We start from the raw sequence: 15,408 nt of genomic DNA, 5'->3' as shown, positions 1-15,408 counted from the left end.
CAGCCGGTCATTCGCTTACCGCTTCGTCGCGTAACCGGAACAGTTCGAAGAGTTCGTCGTCGCCGACGTCACCAAGCCAGTGTTCGCCGGCGTTGACGGTAAGTCCGGCCAATTCCTTCTTGGCGGTGATCATCTCATCGATCCGCTCTTCCAGGGTCCCGACACAGACGAACTTGCGAACCTGTACCGAGCGCTGCTGACCGATCCGGTACGCACGGTCGGTGGCTTGTTCCTCGACGGCGGGATTCCACCAACGATCTACGTGCACAACCTGATTCGCTGACGTCAGGGTAAGGCCGGTGCCGCCGGCTTTGAGAGTTGCCAGTAGTGCGGGCGGTCCGTCGCCGGATTGGAAGTCGGCGACCAGGTCGTCTCGGGCGGATCGGGACAAACCGCCGTGCAGTATCGGGATCTCGACGCCGAGCTGTTCGGTGAGCCACGGCGCCAATAGTTCAGCGAAGGCAGCGAACTGGGTGAAGACCAGAGTCCGATCACCCTCTGCCGTCGCCGTGGTGAGAATGTCGGTCAGCAGTTCTACTTTTCCGGAGCGATGTACGTTGCGCCGTAACACCTTTGACCCATCGGCCAGATAGTGCGCCGGATGATTGCAGACCTGTTTGAGTCTGGTCAGCGCGGCCAGTACCGTGCGTCGGCGCAGTGCCCGTTGCTGTGCGTCACTCAGTGCTTCCATTAGGTCGTCGATGATCGCTCGGTACAGAGCAGCCTGCTCGACCGTCAGGTTGGTGCGAACGGTCAACTCGGTTTTCGTCGGTAGGTCCACCTCGATGGTCGGATCGGTCTTCTCACGCCGCAGGATGAACGGGCGGGTTATCGAGTTGAGCCGCCGCAGTGCGCCGCTATCGCGTTCACGCTCAATCGGATCGGCGAAGCGCGCGCGGAATACCGACGGGCTGCCCAGTAGACCGGGATTGACCAGGTCGACTACGGCGCGCAAGTCCTCCAATCGATTCTCCACCGGTGTGCCGGTCAGCGCGATGCGATGACGGGTCGGCAACAGGCGCAACGCCTTTGCCTGTCGGGTTGCGACATTCTTCACGTGTTGCGCCTCGTCCACTATTACTCGGCGCCAGTGGAAGCGGGTCAGAAGTTCGCTATCGCGGGCCGCGAGCGCGAAGGTGGTGATCACGACGTCGGCGTGGGCGACAGCTTTCGCGAAATCGTCGCCGATGGTTCGCCCCGAGCCGTGATGAACCACGGTGCGAACAGTCGGCGCGAAGCGCGCGAATTCCCGTTCCCAGTTGCCAACCAACGACATCGGGCACACCACCAGTGCTGCGGGGGGTTTGGCGATGTCGTCAGTCGAGCCGACCGCTGCGGCCGATGCCAGCTCGTGACAAGTCAGCGCGATCACTTGAATGGTCTTACCCAAGCCCATGTCGTCGGCGAGTACGCCACCGATGCCGTGTTGCGCCAGGTATGCCAGCCACTCGAATCCGCGTTGCTGATATGGGCGCAGGGTGGCAGTCAGCGTCTCAGGTGTAGAAAGGTCTTGCGGGATAAGAGATCCGGTGATGGCATCATCGAGCCACGACAAACCCCGTACCGAACTGACTGGCACCGGCAATGTGTCACTGGTGACGAGACCGAATAGTTCACCGTAGTCCGCCGGGTGGTCGGAGGTGGATTGAAGTCGTTGCGCGGCGATGAATTTCGCGGCGCGAGTGAGGGTCTCGTTCTCGGCGGTGACCCATTGGCCTCGGATACGGACGAGGCTTCCGTGCTGGCGTGCCAGTTCGTCGAGGTCAGATTGACTGAGCAGAGCGGCGTCCGGTGAATCACCAAGGGCGAGCCGCCATTCGAAGTCTCGCACATCGTCGAGCCCGACTATGGTGTTGACCGCCGAGCTGAGTCCGACGGGTAGCGCGCGAACCGCCAGGGTGGGCCGGACGGTCGCGATGGTGCGCGGCAACAAGACTTGGACGCCGTTCTCGGCCAGCGTGGTCGCGCCGGTAGCCAAGAATGCTTCGGTGAGCGATGTTGGTAGCAAGAAGTCGAGGTTGTGCGGATCGTGGTCCGCCTCGGCGAGTTGCGGCCACGCGGTCACAACCCGAGCGAGATCGGTTGTGAGGGAATCTAATTCGACGGATTCTAAGCGATGGGGGAGCACCGATTCGACCGCGCCGTCGACAAGCCGGCGGCATACCGCCAGGCGCCATCGTTCCGGTGTCTCAACCGGTTCGAAGTCGGGATCGTCGAATGTCAACTCATCGGTCGGCGACTGCGGTTCGAACAGACGCAACAAGAGCGTTGATTCGCTTGCCGCCACGCTGCCCGACCAGGCAGACCACGCCGATGCGGCCTTGCCCGGCGGAAATGGCAGGTCGTCGGCAGCGTTGGGGAGCAGCGCCCGCAACGCGGGGGTGGAGATCGAGTCGATGGTGATCTCACGGCATCGCCGCCGACATTCGTGGTCGACGAACTCCGCCGCTAGATCTGCGATGGTCACCGATCCGCCGTTCGCATCGAGAGCGGGAGATGACGCGTGGTTGAGTGCGGCGAACCAGCCACGCCAGATCGGCGTCGCGATGATCTGCCACCGCAGCAGCGGCTCGTCGGCCACCGTGACGACTGCTGGTGCCACCGAGCCAGAGGTGACGAATGCGCGAATGCCCGCGAGCATATTTCGGTAGTAACGCAGGTCGCCGGACAGCTCTTCGTCGGCAACCTCGTTGAATGAGTCGAGTAAATCAACAGTACCGGTGATGCCGACGATCGCTGACGTCACGAATATGCGCTTGCCGTGTGCGTCGATGAATGGTGTCTTGTGGCGAAACTTCTTCGAGCGCAATGGTTCTGGCATCGGCGGCTGCTGGTCGGTGTCGTACCACAAAGCCATACCCGCGCCCGGACGCCACAATGCATGCAGATCCAGAGTGGCTACTTCTTTCCGAAGTAGGTCGCGGTGAGGTTAAGGATCACCCGATCGGCCGAGTCCGGCGGTGGTGTCTGTTCGGCATTGCCGTAACGCTTGCCGAGCGTGACGTACATCGAGCCGGTGGGGTCGGGCTCGACGGATCCGTACTCGCCACGGACCTCGAGATAGCGGTACGGATTGTCCGGGTCGGTGATGGTGAATGAGAAGTTCGGGTTGGCCTGCAAGTTTTTGATCTTCTTGCGAGCGTTGGTGTGGGTGAATCGCAACTGCGCGCTCGCGCCGTCCCACAGGAACCACATTGGCGTCGAGTTAGGCACGCCGTCTGTCGAGACGGTGGTCAGTACACCGACGATGGGCCGTTCCAGTAGGTCTTCGTATCCGCTGGGGACTGTGTTTGCCATGGCTACCAGCTTACGTGCGCAGTATGACAGCGCGGTTGCCTACGCTTGGCGTATGAGCATCGAGCCGGATGAGAAGGATTGGACCTGGGTAATCGAGCGGTCCTGCGACGAATGCGGGTTTGACGCATCGGTGATCGATGTCGCGGCCGTACCGCGGATGCTCTGCGATATCTCCGAAAGTTTCGCGCAATTTCTGTCCGGTGGTCGGCACCTTGCGCGGCGACCGGCCCCGGACACCTGGTCGGCGCTCGAATATGGCTGCCACGTGCGGGACTGCATGCGGATCTTCGACGAGCGACTGCAGTTAATGCTGACTCGGAACGATCCAATGTTTCCCAATTGGGACCAAGACGACGCGGCGGTTCAAGGGCGCTACGGGGAGCAGGATTCGAGTATCGTTGCCGGTGAATTACTCTCGGCGGCAACGGATTTGGCTAATCGATTCAGTGCAGTCAGTGGGCCGCAGTGGGAGCGAACGGGCCGGCGGAGCAACGGATCACTCTTCACCACCGACACTCTTGCCCGGTATTTCATCCACGACCCGGTGCATCACTGGTGGGATGTGACCGGTGAACGCGCTTGCTAGGTGAGGTTCAGTCTCGGCGGCGCGAGATACCCCTCAGCATTCTGAGGGTTCACGACAATTATTGACCTGTACCATGCTCTGGCCGTGGGCTAAGTCGGGGACTAGAACTGGGCCGAATTTCCGTCCAGCGACCCCTTGATGTCGTTAAGCACCAGCCAACCCGCCGCCAATCCCGATGAGCGGTACCACACATCGTCGTTCACGATCATCACGCGTTTCCACGTCGGTGCGCCCATATCCAGCCAGCGGTCGGACAGTAATACCTCTTTGCCATGCGCGAGGCCGGCGTCGCCCTGGAAGCTCACCAGTATCAGATCACCGTCGGCGTCGTTGAATGTCTTATCCGACAACGTGGTCTGTTGACCGTGACGCTGAGGGCCGGGCCGCTGCACGCCGACGAGCGACAGGATCTGGCCGCCGAATGAGTCGGTGCCCGCGATCATCTCCGAGTTCGCGCCGAATCGAACCAGCGAAACCTCGTTGTGCGCGGCGTCCATCCGCCGACCTGTTTTCGTGGCTTCGGTCGTGAATTCGTCGAGCAGTTCTTCGCCGGCCTGCGAGCGACCCAGAGCCGATGCGACAGATTGGAATCGCTCCTGCCAACTGCCGGGTGCGATGGTTTCGACTTTCGCTGTTCGGAACGCCTTCGCCGACGCCGCTGTTTCCGGGGTGGTGAGCACGACGTCGGGTTTCGCCGATGCGACCGCGGCGGCGTCGGGGGAGGTGCCGACGGCCGGCACGCCGGTGAGTTGTGGTCCGAGATAAGCCGGGACCGAACCCGCCGCCGCCGTGACGGCTACGACTTTCGGCCCTATTCCCAGGCCGCAGATCGCGTCGAGCAGTGCGGGATCGGTTACGACGATGCGCGCGACATCGGATTTACCGGCGTCGGGAGCAGTGGGTGCCAGGCAGGTACGTGCGAAGTCGCGGTCGGCCGATACGACGTTGACGTCGGCGATTCTCGTCGTCGACGTCGAGATGAGTTTGCCCTCGGGCGTTGTCAACGGCGGTTCTTCACCGCAGCCGCTGAGCACCCCGACCGCGACGGCGCCGGCGAGTCCGACCTGCAGCGCGATCCGGCCAGTGCGACGAGAGTGGGCCGACCGAATACGACGAGGGAGGGTGCGCAACACCCGATCACGCTAGCACTGTGGGTCTGGCACACCGGGTTTCGCGCGACTGAGCGCACCGCCCGCGGATCCGAGGCCCAACTCGGAATCGGCGCGGCGCGCCGCGGTCGGGCGAGCTATCGGCTGCGACCGGGCAAAACGGCCCTCCGCGCAATCAAATACGACAGTTCGTAGGACCCACTCCGCTTTGTCCACGTGAAGGGTTTAGGATCAACCCATCGGGTGTGGCCTGTCCGTGTGCGAGTTGCGTCCATCATTGATCGACGAAACGCGTGCGGCTTGCTACGCCAGCAAGTTCGATACTGGGATTTGTGAACTTCAGGAGGATCTGTTGACTGCGGTAGACCAGCCCACCCCCAAGGTGGCAGTGGAGCGCCCGTTCCCGGAGCGCTACCAGCCGAAGGGGTCGTTCCTCTACAAGCTGTTGACCACGACCGATCACAAGCTGATCGGCATGATGTACATCGTCGCGTGTTTCGCGTTCTTCCTGATCGGCGGCCTGATGGCCCTGCTGATGCGCGGCGAACTGGCGCATCCGGGTCTTCAGTTCTTGTCGACCGAGCAGTTCAACCAGCTCTTCACCATGCATGGCACCGTCATGCTGCTGATGTACGCGACACCGATCGTCATCGGGTTCGCGAACTTCGTGCTTCCGCTGCAGATCGGTTCGCCCGACGTCGCGTTCCCACGTCTGAACGCCTTCGGCTTCTGGCTGTTCGTGTTCGGTTCGAGCGTGGCGGTTTCCGGCTTCTTGACCCCCGGTGGTGCGGCTGACTTCGGCTGGACCGCCTACACCCCGCTGACCGATGCGATTCACTCGCCGGGCGTTGGCGGTGACCTCTGGATCATGGGTCTCGGCGTCTCCGGTCTGGGCACGATCCTTGGTGCCGTCAACATGGTCACCACGGTGATCTGTTTGCGCGCACCCGGCATGACGATGTTCCGCATGCCGATCTTCACCTGGAACATCCTGATCACGTCGATTCTGATCTTGCTCGCGTTCCCGCTGCTCACCGCGGCCCTGATGGGTCTGGAGGTCGACCGTCAGTTCGGTGCCCACCTCTACGATCCGGCGAACGGCGGCGTCCTGCTCTGGCAGCACCTGTTCTGGTTCTTCGGTCACCCCGAGGTGTACATCATCGCGCTACCGTTCTTCGGCATCGTGTCCGAGGTATTCCCGGTGTTCAGTCGCAAGCCGATCTTCGGTTACAACGGCCTGGTCTACGCGACTATCTCGATCGCGGCCCTGTCGGTAGCCGTGTGGGCGCACCACATGTACGTCACCGGTGCCGTTCTATTGCCGTTCTTCTCATTCATGACATTCCTCATCGCGGTGCCGACCGGTGTGAAGTTCTTCAACTGGATAGGCACGATGTGGAAGGGGCACTTAACGTTCGAAACGCCGATGCTATTCGCGGTCGGCTTCATCGTTACCTTCCTCTTCGGTGGACTTACCGGTGTGCTCCTGGCCAGCCCGCCGCTGGACTTCCACCTGTCTGACTCGTATTTCGTTGTCGCGCACTTCCACTATGTGCTCTTCGGCACGATTGTGTTCGCGACTTACTCGGGTATCTACTTCTGGTTCCCGAAGATGACCGGACGCATGCTCGACGAGAAGCTGGGCAAGATCCACTTCTGGCTCACCTTCGTCGGCTTCCACCTCACCTTCCTGGTGCAGCACTGGCTGGGCAACGAAGGCATGCCGCGTCGTTACGCCGACTACCTGCCGTCAGATGGCTTCACGACGCTGAACATGGTGTCGACGACGGGCGCATTCATTCTGGGTCTGTCGACGCTGCCGTTCCTGTGGAATGTTTTCCGAAGCTACCGCTACGGCGAAGTTGTGACCGTCGACGACCCGTGGGGTTTCGGTAACTCGCTCGAATGGGCAACCAGTTGCCCGCCGCCGCGGCACAACTTCACCGAGCTGCCCCGTATCCGTTCGGAGCGTCCAGCGTTTGAGCTGCACTATCCGCACATGATCGAGCGAATGCGAGCCGAGGCGCATACCGGACCCGGTGGCGGACACTAGTCCACACAACTCACCGAACAGTGGTGGCTAACTCAAGTACAGCTCCGTCGAACGTCCTCATCACCGTCAGCGGCCCCGACAAACCGGGCGTCACATCGGCGCTGATGGGGGCGTTGGCGGCGGCGCAGGTTGAATTACTCGACGTCGAACAGGTCGTGATTCGGGGACGTCTGATTCTCGGGGTGCTCGTCACCGGAGCCGACGATCCCGAAGAACTCCAAGATTCGGTCGAGCAGGCGATGGCTGCGGGCGGGCATGTCAGCGCGGGGATCACCGTGCATGTGGAGGTCGGGCATGATCCGGGCAGCGGCACCCGGTCCTCGCACGCCGTGGTTGTACTCGGTAGCCCGGTCACCGCTCGCGCCTTTCGCGCGTTGGCGTCGGAGTTGGCAAGTCAGGGCGGCAATATCGATGCGATCCGAGGTATCGCGGACTACCCGGTGACCGGACTGGAGTTGCTCGTCAGTGTCGTTTCGGACGATGCCGAGGGCGACGTGGCGCTGCGCAAAGGGCTGTCCGCGGTCGCCGTCAAACACGGCGTCGACGTAGCTGTGGAGCGGGCCGGACTGTCGCGTCGCGCCAAACGCCTGATCGTCTTCGACGTCGATTCCACGCTGATCCAAGGTGAAGTCATCGAGATGTTGGCCGCGAAGGCCGGCAAAGAAGCCGAAGTCGCGGCGGTGACCGAAGCGGCGATGCGCGGCGAACTCGACTTTGAGCAGTCATTGCATCAACGCGTGAAAGCCCTTGCCGGACTTGATGAATCGGTAGTCGACGAAGTGGCGTCGGCATTGCAGCTCACGCCGGGCGCCCGGACTACCATCCGTACTCTGCACCGCCTCGGTTACCACTGTGGAGTGGTCAGCGGGGGCTTCCGTCAAGTCATCGACGGGCTGGCCCATGAACTTGAGCTGGACTTCGTCCGGGCCAACACCCTGGAGATCGTGGACGGCAAATTGACCGGCCGGGTGGTGGGTGAGGTTATCGATCGCGCTGCCAAGGCACGTTCGCTGCGAGCCTTCGCCGACCAGGTCGGTGTACCACTGGAGCAGACGATCGCCGTCGGCGACGGTGCCAACGACATCGATATGCTGACCGCCGCCGGTCTGGGTATCGCATTCAATGCGAAACCCGCACTACGCGAGATCGCCGACACGGCGCTCAGCTATCCGTTCCTCGACGCGGTGCTCTTCATCCTCGGCGTGACCCGCCACGAGATTGAGGCCGCCGATGCCGTCGACGGCACGTTGCGACGCGTTCCGCTAATGTAATCCGCTATGTCACAACCTGGACCACCCAACTGGGATCCGCAGCAGCAGTCGAACCCACCGCAGCAGGGCTATCAGCCGCAGCCGAGTTATCCGTCACAGCAGGGCTACTCGTCACCGGTAGATCCGAATCAGGGATATCAACCGCAGCAAGGCTATTCGCCGCCGGGCGGCCCACAGTGGGGAAATCAGCCGTCCGGTGCGCCGTACGGGTACGCACCGCCGCCACCGAATCCGGCGTCACAGACCACCAATGGGCTGGCGATCGCAGCGTTGGTCACCGGCCTGATTCCGATCATCTGCGCTGGCCTGCTCGGCGTGATCTTCGGCATCGTCGCGCTGAATCAGATCAAAACCAGAGGGCAGAAGGGTCGCGGTCTGGCAATTGCCGGAATCGTTTGCGGTGCACTGTGGTTCGTGGGTTTGCTTGTGCTTGGGGCCGTCACGGATGTGCTCGACGACGATGACCGAGCGAGCGGCTCCGATTCGTCGAAGTTTGCCATCCCGTCGTTCACAGTCCCGGTCGTTCCGTCGACCGGGATCGATGTCAGCGTGGGCGACTGCCTATCGGAGTTGGATCTGTCGAAGAAGAACTCCGCAGGTGAGTCGAAGGTTACTGACCTCGACGTCGTGTCCTGCACAACTTCGCACCGGGCCGAGGTGTTCTATGAGATCACGTTGACCGGGACGAGTGCGCCGACGGCGACCGAGGCCGAACAAAAGGCCCAGCAGTGTGTCGATCAGCTGTCGGTCTATGCACCTACGGCCGCAACCGAATCGGATGTCGAAGTCAGTTACGTGTATCCGATGGCGTCGTCGTGGGCGCGGGGCGACCGGGACTTCAGTTGCGTTGCTACCTTCACCACCCCGCGTACCTCGTCGATCAAAGGTCGGTAGGTTGGGGCAGTTCGACGACGCGTACCAACGACTGCGTGATTACGTCGGCGGTGCCGATGACTACGACGACCCGGCCAAAGTTCTCGCGATGGCGATGGTGTTGCGGATCGAGAAGACTGACCCGCCGGGTCGGGCCGAACTGCTGATCGCAGCCGCGCGCGCCGTGGTGTTGTTGTGTCTTGACGAGCGCAGCGGCGGTGACGGGCCGTGGGCGGCGGAGCTGGACGCGTGGTGCGCTGCGCGCATCCGCAAGATCGCCCGACGCGCACGCACTTCGCATTGGCAAGCCGCACAGCAAGTTTGGGGCATCACGGCGTCGCACGGTACGGCGCAGGCCCGCGCCTTCGTGCCCGGCCGAGTCGGCGACGTCGACCCCCGGATCAAGCGATTGCAGATCGGCGGAACCGAGGTTGACGGTGAACTGCCTTCGACACCTGACGGCAGTGTCGGCACGTTGGTGCTGTGGATCAACCCGGCATTGGAGATGACCGTCGGCAAGTTGGCGGCCCAGGTGGGCCACGGCGCGATGCTCGGCGTGAAGTTGATGTCGCTTGAGCAGGCTCGGGCGTGGCATCAGGGTGGCTGCCCGATCGAAGTGTGTGCCCCGGAACAGGCCATCTGGGCGCGGTTGCTCGACGCCGAAAGTCGAGGGACGATGGTCGCCGTGCGAGACGCCGGATTCACCGAGATCGCACCGGGATCGGTGACGGTGATCGCCCAGTGGCCGTCGGAACCTGATTCGGTGCCCTCACCACTACCGTCGAGGCCCCTCGCCTCGGGAAAATCGTCCGAATAGTTGGCTCACTAGGGCAATATGCCCTCGCCGAGCAACTATTCGGACGATTTTCGCGAACGACGGGAGAACCGGGTTACGACGCCGCAGTTTCCCGGTGGAGGCCCGAAGCTGACACCTCGGGTGCCGACGGTGCCAGCGCCGTCACGGTGTTATGCCAAATCGCTCGATCAAGTGCCGTCGGCGCGATGATCAATTCGTCGGCGTTTGTATATGCGGCGAAATCTTCGATGGCCGCGCGTGCGACGTCGGGGGTTCCGACGGCGCTGTATCGCATCATGTCGGCGATCGACGCGCCGCCCGGAGTCGACAGGAGTGCGTCGATCTCCTCGTCGCTGTAGACGCGGTCGGCAGGCAATTGCCGACGAACCCGACTGTGGACGACTTTTTGCCGTTGGTCCTCGGCGACGTCGGGATCGTCGGCGACGATCGCGGTCATCCCCGCGATCAGATACGGTTCGGCGAGTGCGTCCGAGGGGCGGAACTCGTTGCGGTAGATGGTAATCGCCTGATCGAGTGCCTGCGGTGCGAAATGTGAGGCGAATGCATACGGCAGACCCAGTTGGGCGGCGAGCTGTGCGCCGAATAACGACGACCCGAGGATGTACAACTCGACGTCGGTCGGCTGACCGGTCAGCGACGACACCCCCGCAATACGGGACTCGCCGCGGAGGTATGCCTGCAACTCGACGACATCGCTGGGGAATCGTTCGGCCGATGCGACGTTGCGACGCAACGCGGCGAAGGTCTGCTGGTCGGTTCCTGGTGCCCGGCCCAGGCCGAGGTCGATGCGGCCGGGATGGGCGGCGGCCAGCGTGGTGAACTGCTCGGCGATGGTGAGCGGCGCGTGATTGGGCAGCATCACACCGCCCGCGCCCAATCGAATGGTGGACGTCTGCGCCGCGATGATTCCGGTGAGCACCGCTGGAGCGGCTGACGCGATGGTCGGCATGTTGTGGTGTTCGGCGTACCAGATGCGTTCGTAGCCACCGGCTTCCGCGTTCTGGGCCATCGTCACGCTATGTTTGATGCTGTCCGCGAGCGTTTCGCCCGCGGTGAGATTGACTGGCGCGAGATCGAGTAGTGAGAGAGGAACAGCCACGTCGAATCTCAACGATGAGCGACGTCGATTATTCCCGAACCACGCGACACACCTTCGCCCGACGCGGTAAGTGAGCGCCTTGGCGGACCGGCTCAATAGTATGGGTGAGGTGACTACGGCCGACTCCTCCCAGTCCAATCCAGACCTCTTGATCGACCTGCGCGATGTCTCGGTGGTACGCGATGGCCGTGCCCTGGTGGGACCACTGTCGTGGCAGGTCGAACTGGATGAGCGCTGGGTGATTCTCGGTCCCAATGGCGCGGGCAAGACGACGCTTCTTTCCATCGCGGCGGGTCGGCTGCACCCGACGTCGGGGACCGTGCGGCTGCTCGACGAACGCCTGGGCAGCGCCGAATTGCGTGAATTGTCATTGCGGATCGGTGTGTCCAGTCCCGCTCTGGCGGCCCGGATTCCTGATGACGAAGTGGTCAGCGACGTGGTGATCTCAGCCGGTTACGCGGTGATCGGACGGTGGCGGGAGCGTTACGACGATATCGACCGCGGGCAGGCCATCGACACCCTGGAGTCGATGGGCGCCGAACATCTCGCGGGCCGACGTTTCGGCACATTGTCGGAAGGGGAGCGTAAACGCGTCCTCATAGCGCGGGCATTGATGACCGACCCCGAATTATTGTTATTCGACGAACCCGCCGCAGGACTCGACCTCGGCGGACGAGAAGAGTTAGTTGAGCGGCTCGGGCGCCTGGCTCAAGATCCCGACGCACCGGCTACCGTGCTGATCACCCACCACGTGGAGGAGATCCCGGAGGGTTTCACCCACGCGATGCTCCTCGCCGAGGGGACAGTTGTCGCGCAGGGCCTGCTCGATGACGTGCTGACCGCACAGAACTTGTCGACAGCGTTCAGCCAGCGCATCGCACTCGACCGCATTGACGGTCGCTTCTTCGCTCGACGTCAGCGGTCGGCGGGCGGACATCGTCGCGGGTAGAACAGTGCAGTGGGCACCCGAGCGTTCGCTAGGCCGACGCGTTAAGTAGCGTGCCTCACAGTGAGTGAAAGTGAGGCACAGATGTCTGAGGGTTCCGAGTCGACGGTCGCGCCGCTAAAAGATGCTTCGACAGTGGTCTTGGTCCGAGACGGTGAGCAGGGCATCGAGGTGTTCCTGCAACATCGCGTCAAGCAGATGGCGTTCGCCGGCGGTATGACGGTGTTTCCCGGTGGCGGGGTAGATCCTCGCGATGGCGGCGCCGATATTACTTGGCGGGGACCTGGAATCGACTGGTGGGCAACACAATTCGATACCGATAACGAGGTGGCCCAAAAGCTGGTCTGCGCGGCGGTTCGGGAGACCTACGAGGAATGCGGTGTCCTTCTGGTCGGCACCGTGGATGGCTCGACACTTGACGTGGGGGCGCTGGCGCCACAACGCGCACTCCTGGAGGATCGAACTCTGTCGCTCGCCGAGTTCCTGGCGAATAACGGACTCGCTCTGCGCGCGGATTACCTTGTGCCACTAGCACATTGGATTACGCCGAAGAATGAGAAGCGTCGCTACGATACGCATTTCTTTCTTGCCGCACTACCGGCCGGCCAGGTTGCCGACGATCGGACAACCGAGGTCGAAGAGGCGTATTGGCGCTCAGCGGCCGGGGCATTGGACGATTGGGCGGCCGGCACATGTTTTCTACTGCCGCCGACATGGACCCAGCTCAAGGAGATCGCGCGGTACGAGACGGTGGCGGATCTGCTTGCCGTGCAACGAATTATCGAGCCGATAGAGCCTGCGGTTCCGTCCGACGGTAATTTCGCCGGGCTCGCGTTCGAGAACTCCACGGAGTATTTCGCGACTATGTCCGCGCAGAACAAGGACGGCCTGAAATTCTAAGTACGTGACGACGGCCGCCGTCGGCGGTGTCGCATCGACGTCATTCCAATTCGGAGTTGTCGTCCTCGGGCAGGTCGTCCCGGTCGGCCCAATCGAGCAGAGTGTCGATGCGATAGGCGACGTCGTCGATCTCCGCGTGTAAGTCACCGAGTTCGGCGAAGCGAGCTGGCATCGTCGCGATGGTGAAATCGTCGGGGGTGATGTTGTCGATCTCGTTCCAGCGCAACGGAGCTGAGACTGTCGCACGCGGATTGCCGCGTACCGAATACGCCGATGCCATCGTGTGATCCCTGGTGTTCTGGTTGTAGTCGACGAACACGGCCGTGGGATCGCGGTCTTTACGCCACCACATCGTCGTGACTTCGGACGGTGCCCGACGTTCGACCTCATGCGCGAACGCAAGCGCTGCTCGCCGAACCTGCGGAAAACCCCATTCGGGAGCAATGCGCACGTAGATGTGCAGGCCCCGACCGCCCGATGTCTTCGGAAAACCGCGCATACCCAATTCATCGAGGATCTCCTCGACGACATGCGCCACCCGCTGAATACGGTCAAACGGGCAGTCCGGCATTGGATCGAGGTCGATCCGCCATTCGTCGGGAACTTCGGGGTCGAATCGCCGCGAGTTCCACGGATGAAACTCGACAGTCGACATCTGTACCGCCCAGATGACGCTGCCCAACTCGGTCACACACAGCTCATCGGCGGTGCGGCCGTAGCGCGGGAAGAAGATCTCGCAGGTCTCGATCCAGTCCGGAGCGCCCGCCGGCAGTCGCTTCTGATGCACCTTCTTCTCGGTGACACCTTTGGGAAAACGGTGCAACATACAGGGTCGGTCGCGTAGGGCGCGCACAATTCCATCGCCCACCGACAGGTAGTAGTTGACCAGGTCTAGTTTGGTCTCGCCACGTTCGGGGAAATACACCCGATCGGGACTGGAGATACGGACCGTCTTGCCTTCGACGTCGAGTTGGATTGGCTCGCCCTGTGCGCCCACGTGAGTGAGCATAACTGCCGTGGCAGGTCAGCGGCGGTACACCGCGCTACAGCTCGTCGTAGCGGGCGAGTGCTTCGATGCGCTCGGCCGCATGATCGACGATCGGCGGCCGATAGCCACCGATGTCGGTCGAGTCCGAAACCTTCCACGGCTGATGCACGGCTTTGCCGTCGATGCCGCGCAGTTCGGGCACCCACCGGCGGACGTAATCGCCTGCGGGATCGAAGCGTTCGCCCTGGCCGGTCGGGTTGAAAACTCGGAAGTAGGGCGCCGCGTCGGTGCCGCAGCCCGCGGTCCATTGCCATCCGTGCTGATTCGACGCCAAGTCGCCGTCGACGAGATATGTCATGAAATGCCTTGCGCCCCACCACCACGGGAGATGCAAATCTTTGGTGAGGAAGGACGCGACGATCATGCGGACCCGGTTGTGCATCCAGCCCTCGGCGAGCAACTGCCGCATCCCGGCGTCGACGATCGGGTAGCCGGTTTGGCCGGTGCACCAGGCATGGAACGCGGCATCGGCCTGCGGACCGGAGTTGTATCGAAGGCCGTCGAATTTCGTGTTGTAGTTCTGCCGTGCGGTGTCGGGGCGGCGGTACAGAACGTCGGCGTAGAAGTCGCGCCAGGCCAGTTCACTGCGTAGCGTCCGCGCGTTTTCATCACTGCGGGAACGCATTTCGTGCAGGATAGTGCGCGGATGAATACACCCGAATTTCAGATAGGCCGACAGCCGCGTCGTTGTGTCGAGATCGGGTCGGTCGCGCTCGGCGGAGTACGTGTCCAGATCTTCGTGCAGGTAGGTACGCCAACGTTTCAGTGCTGCTCGTTCGCCGACCGCGGGGAGTTGGGGGCCGTCGCCACCGATGTCACCGAAGACGGATTCGAGCGGCACATGTGCTCTCAGATCGGCCGGGTCACGCCAGCGCAGAGTGTCCGGTCCAGTGCGAGCGGGTGTATGCCAACCGTGGTCGAGCCAGGCTCGACGGAACGGTGTGAACACCTGATAGGGCTTACCCGTCTTGTTGAGGATGCGGCCGGGCGAAACCGCATACGGCGAGCCGGTCGCGATCAGGGGTACGCCGTCGCCGATCTCGTCGAGGGCGGTACGTACCTCGGTATCGCGTGCGACGCCATAGGGGCCGAAGTCGGCGCTGATGTGCACCGAGTCGGCCTCGACGTCGCGAACGAGGGCCGGAATGGCGGTGGCCGGTGGGCCACGCAGGATGTGCAGCCGGCCGCCAAGGTCATCGTTGAGTGCGTTCAGGCAGCCGACGAGAAATGTTGTCCGCGGGGTACCGGAAGTGCTCAGCAGCGCATCGTCGAGGACGAATACCGCAAGAGCCTCCTCGGTGCGATCGGCCGCCGCGAGGAGCGGTGGGAGATCTATGAAGCGCAGGTCACGCCGAAACCACATGATCGCGGGACCGGTCATCGCCCGGTTCCCTTCGCCGGCACAGACG

Annotated in this window: 13 protein-coding genes; 7 read left to right on the top strand and 6 right to left on the bottom strand. The window is 62.7% G+C overall.

All coding sequences use genetic code 11. The features are described from left to right. Positions 1–7: 7 nt before the first annotated feature. The gene (locus AAFP29_RS20210) at positions 8–2,857 is read right to left on the bottom strand and encodes a DEAD/DEAH box helicase (RefSeq protein ID WP_419219190.1); all 2,850 of its coding nucleotides are present in this window, start codon (positions 2,855–2,857) and stop codon (positions 8–10) included. Positions 2,858–2,898: 41 nt separating this feature from the next. Beyond that, positions 2,899–3,297, bottom strand: coding sequence for a PPOX class F420-dependent oxidoreductase (locus AAFP29_RS20205; protein WP_419219189.1), 399 nt, complete (start codon positions 3,295–3,297; stop codon positions 2,899–2,901). Positions 3,298–3,349: 52 nt separating this feature from the next. On the opposite strand from AAFP29_RS20205, the gene AAFP29_RS20200 reads away from it, so the two are divergent. Next, complete coding sequence (locus tag AAFP29_RS20200; RefSeq protein ID WP_419219188.1) at positions 3,350–3,883, top strand: DinB family protein; 534 nt, start codon at positions 3,350–3,352, stop codon at positions 3,881–3,883. 101 nt (positions 3,884–3,984) lie between these two features. On the opposite strand, the gene AAFP29_RS20195 is transcribed toward AAFP29_RS20200, so the two are convergent. Beyond that, complete coding sequence (locus tag AAFP29_RS20195) at positions 3,985–5,016, bottom strand: ABC transporter substrate-binding protein (protein WP_419219187.1); 1,032 nt, start codon at positions 5,014–5,016, stop codon at positions 3,985–3,987. A gap of 328 nt (positions 5,017–5,344) precedes the next feature. On the opposite strand from AAFP29_RS20195, the gene ctaD reads away from it, so the two are divergent. Genes ctaD through AAFP29_RS20175 form a run of 4 tightly spaced genes read left to right on the top strand, consistent with a single transcriptional unit; the run spans position 5,345 to position 10,006 of the window. Then, a complete protein-coding gene (gene ctaD, locus AAFP29_RS20190) occupies positions 5,345–7,045 on the top strand; it encodes a cytochrome c oxidase subunit I (protein WP_419219186.1) in 1,701 nt (566 codons plus the stop codon). Positions 7,046–7,068: 23 nt separating this feature from the next. Continuing rightward, positions 7,069–8,316 carry a phosphoserine phosphatase SerB gene (gene serB / locus AAFP29_RS20185; protein ID WP_419219185.1) on the top strand — a complete coding sequence of 416 codons (1,248 nt, stop codon included), beginning with the start codon at positions 7,069–7,071 and terminating at the stop codon, positions 8,314–8,316. A 6-nt stretch (positions 8,317–8,322) separates the two neighbouring features. Continuing rightward, complete coding sequence (locus AAFP29_RS20180; protein WP_419219184.1) at positions 8,323–9,210, top strand: DUF4190 domain-containing protein; 888 nt, start codon at positions 8,323–8,325, stop codon at positions 9,208–9,210. Between the two features lies 1 nt (position 9,211). Then, positions 9,212–10,006 (top strand): peptidyl-tRNA hydrolase, encoded by a 795-nt coding sequence (locus AAFP29_RS20175; RefSeq protein WP_419219183.1) that lies wholly within the window; start codon positions 9,212–9,214, stop codon positions 10,004–10,006. Positions 10,007–10,079: 73 nt separating this feature from the next. Here the strand turns inward: AAFP29_RS20175 and AAFP29_RS20170 are convergent, their stop codons facing one another. Beyond that, positions 10,080–11,105: an LLM class flavin-dependent oxidoreductase gene (locus tag AAFP29_RS20170; RefSeq protein WP_419219182.1), complete on the bottom strand. Its 1,026-nt coding sequence runs from the start codon at positions 11,103–11,105 to the stop codon at positions 10,080–10,082. Between the two features lie 100 nt (positions 11,106–11,205). On the opposite strand from AAFP29_RS20170, the gene AAFP29_RS20165 reads away from it, so the two are divergent. Both AAFP29_RS20165 and AAFP29_RS20160 read left to right on the top strand, forming a co-directional pair. Further along, entirely contained in the window at positions 11,206–12,054 is an 849-nt protein-coding gene (locus AAFP29_RS20165; RefSeq protein WP_419219181.1) for an ABC transporter ATP-binding protein, read from the top strand. A gap of 81 nt (positions 12,055–12,135) precedes the next feature. After that, on the top strand, positions 12,136–12,951 hold the full coding sequence (locus AAFP29_RS20160; protein WP_419219179.1) for an NUDIX hydrolase: 816 nt from the start codon (positions 12,136–12,138) through the stop codon (positions 12,949–12,951). 40 nt (positions 12,952–12,991) lie between these two features. On the opposite strand, the gene ligD is transcribed toward AAFP29_RS20160, so the two are convergent. After that, complete coding sequence (gene ligD, locus AAFP29_RS20155; RefSeq protein WP_419219178.1) at positions 12,992–13,960, bottom strand: non-homologous end-joining DNA ligase; 969 nt, start codon at positions 13,958–13,960, stop codon at positions 12,992–12,994. A 34-nt stretch (positions 13,961–13,994) separates the two neighbouring features. Continuing rightward, a complete protein-coding gene (locus tag AAFP29_RS20150) occupies positions 13,995–15,380 on the bottom strand; it encodes a cryptochrome/photolyase family protein (RefSeq protein ID WP_419219177.1) in 1,386 nt (461 codons plus the stop codon). Positions 15,381–15,408: the final 28 nt, after the last annotated feature.

This window comes from Gordonia sp. CPCC 205333, from assembly GCF_048537885.1.
In the GTDB taxonomy this organism is placed as follows: domain Bacteria; phylum Actinomycetota; class Actinomycetes; order Mycobacteriales; family Mycobacteriaceae; genus Gordonia.
Note: the sequence above shows the minus strand (reverse complement) of the source record. Positions and strands in the feature narration are given on the sequence as shown.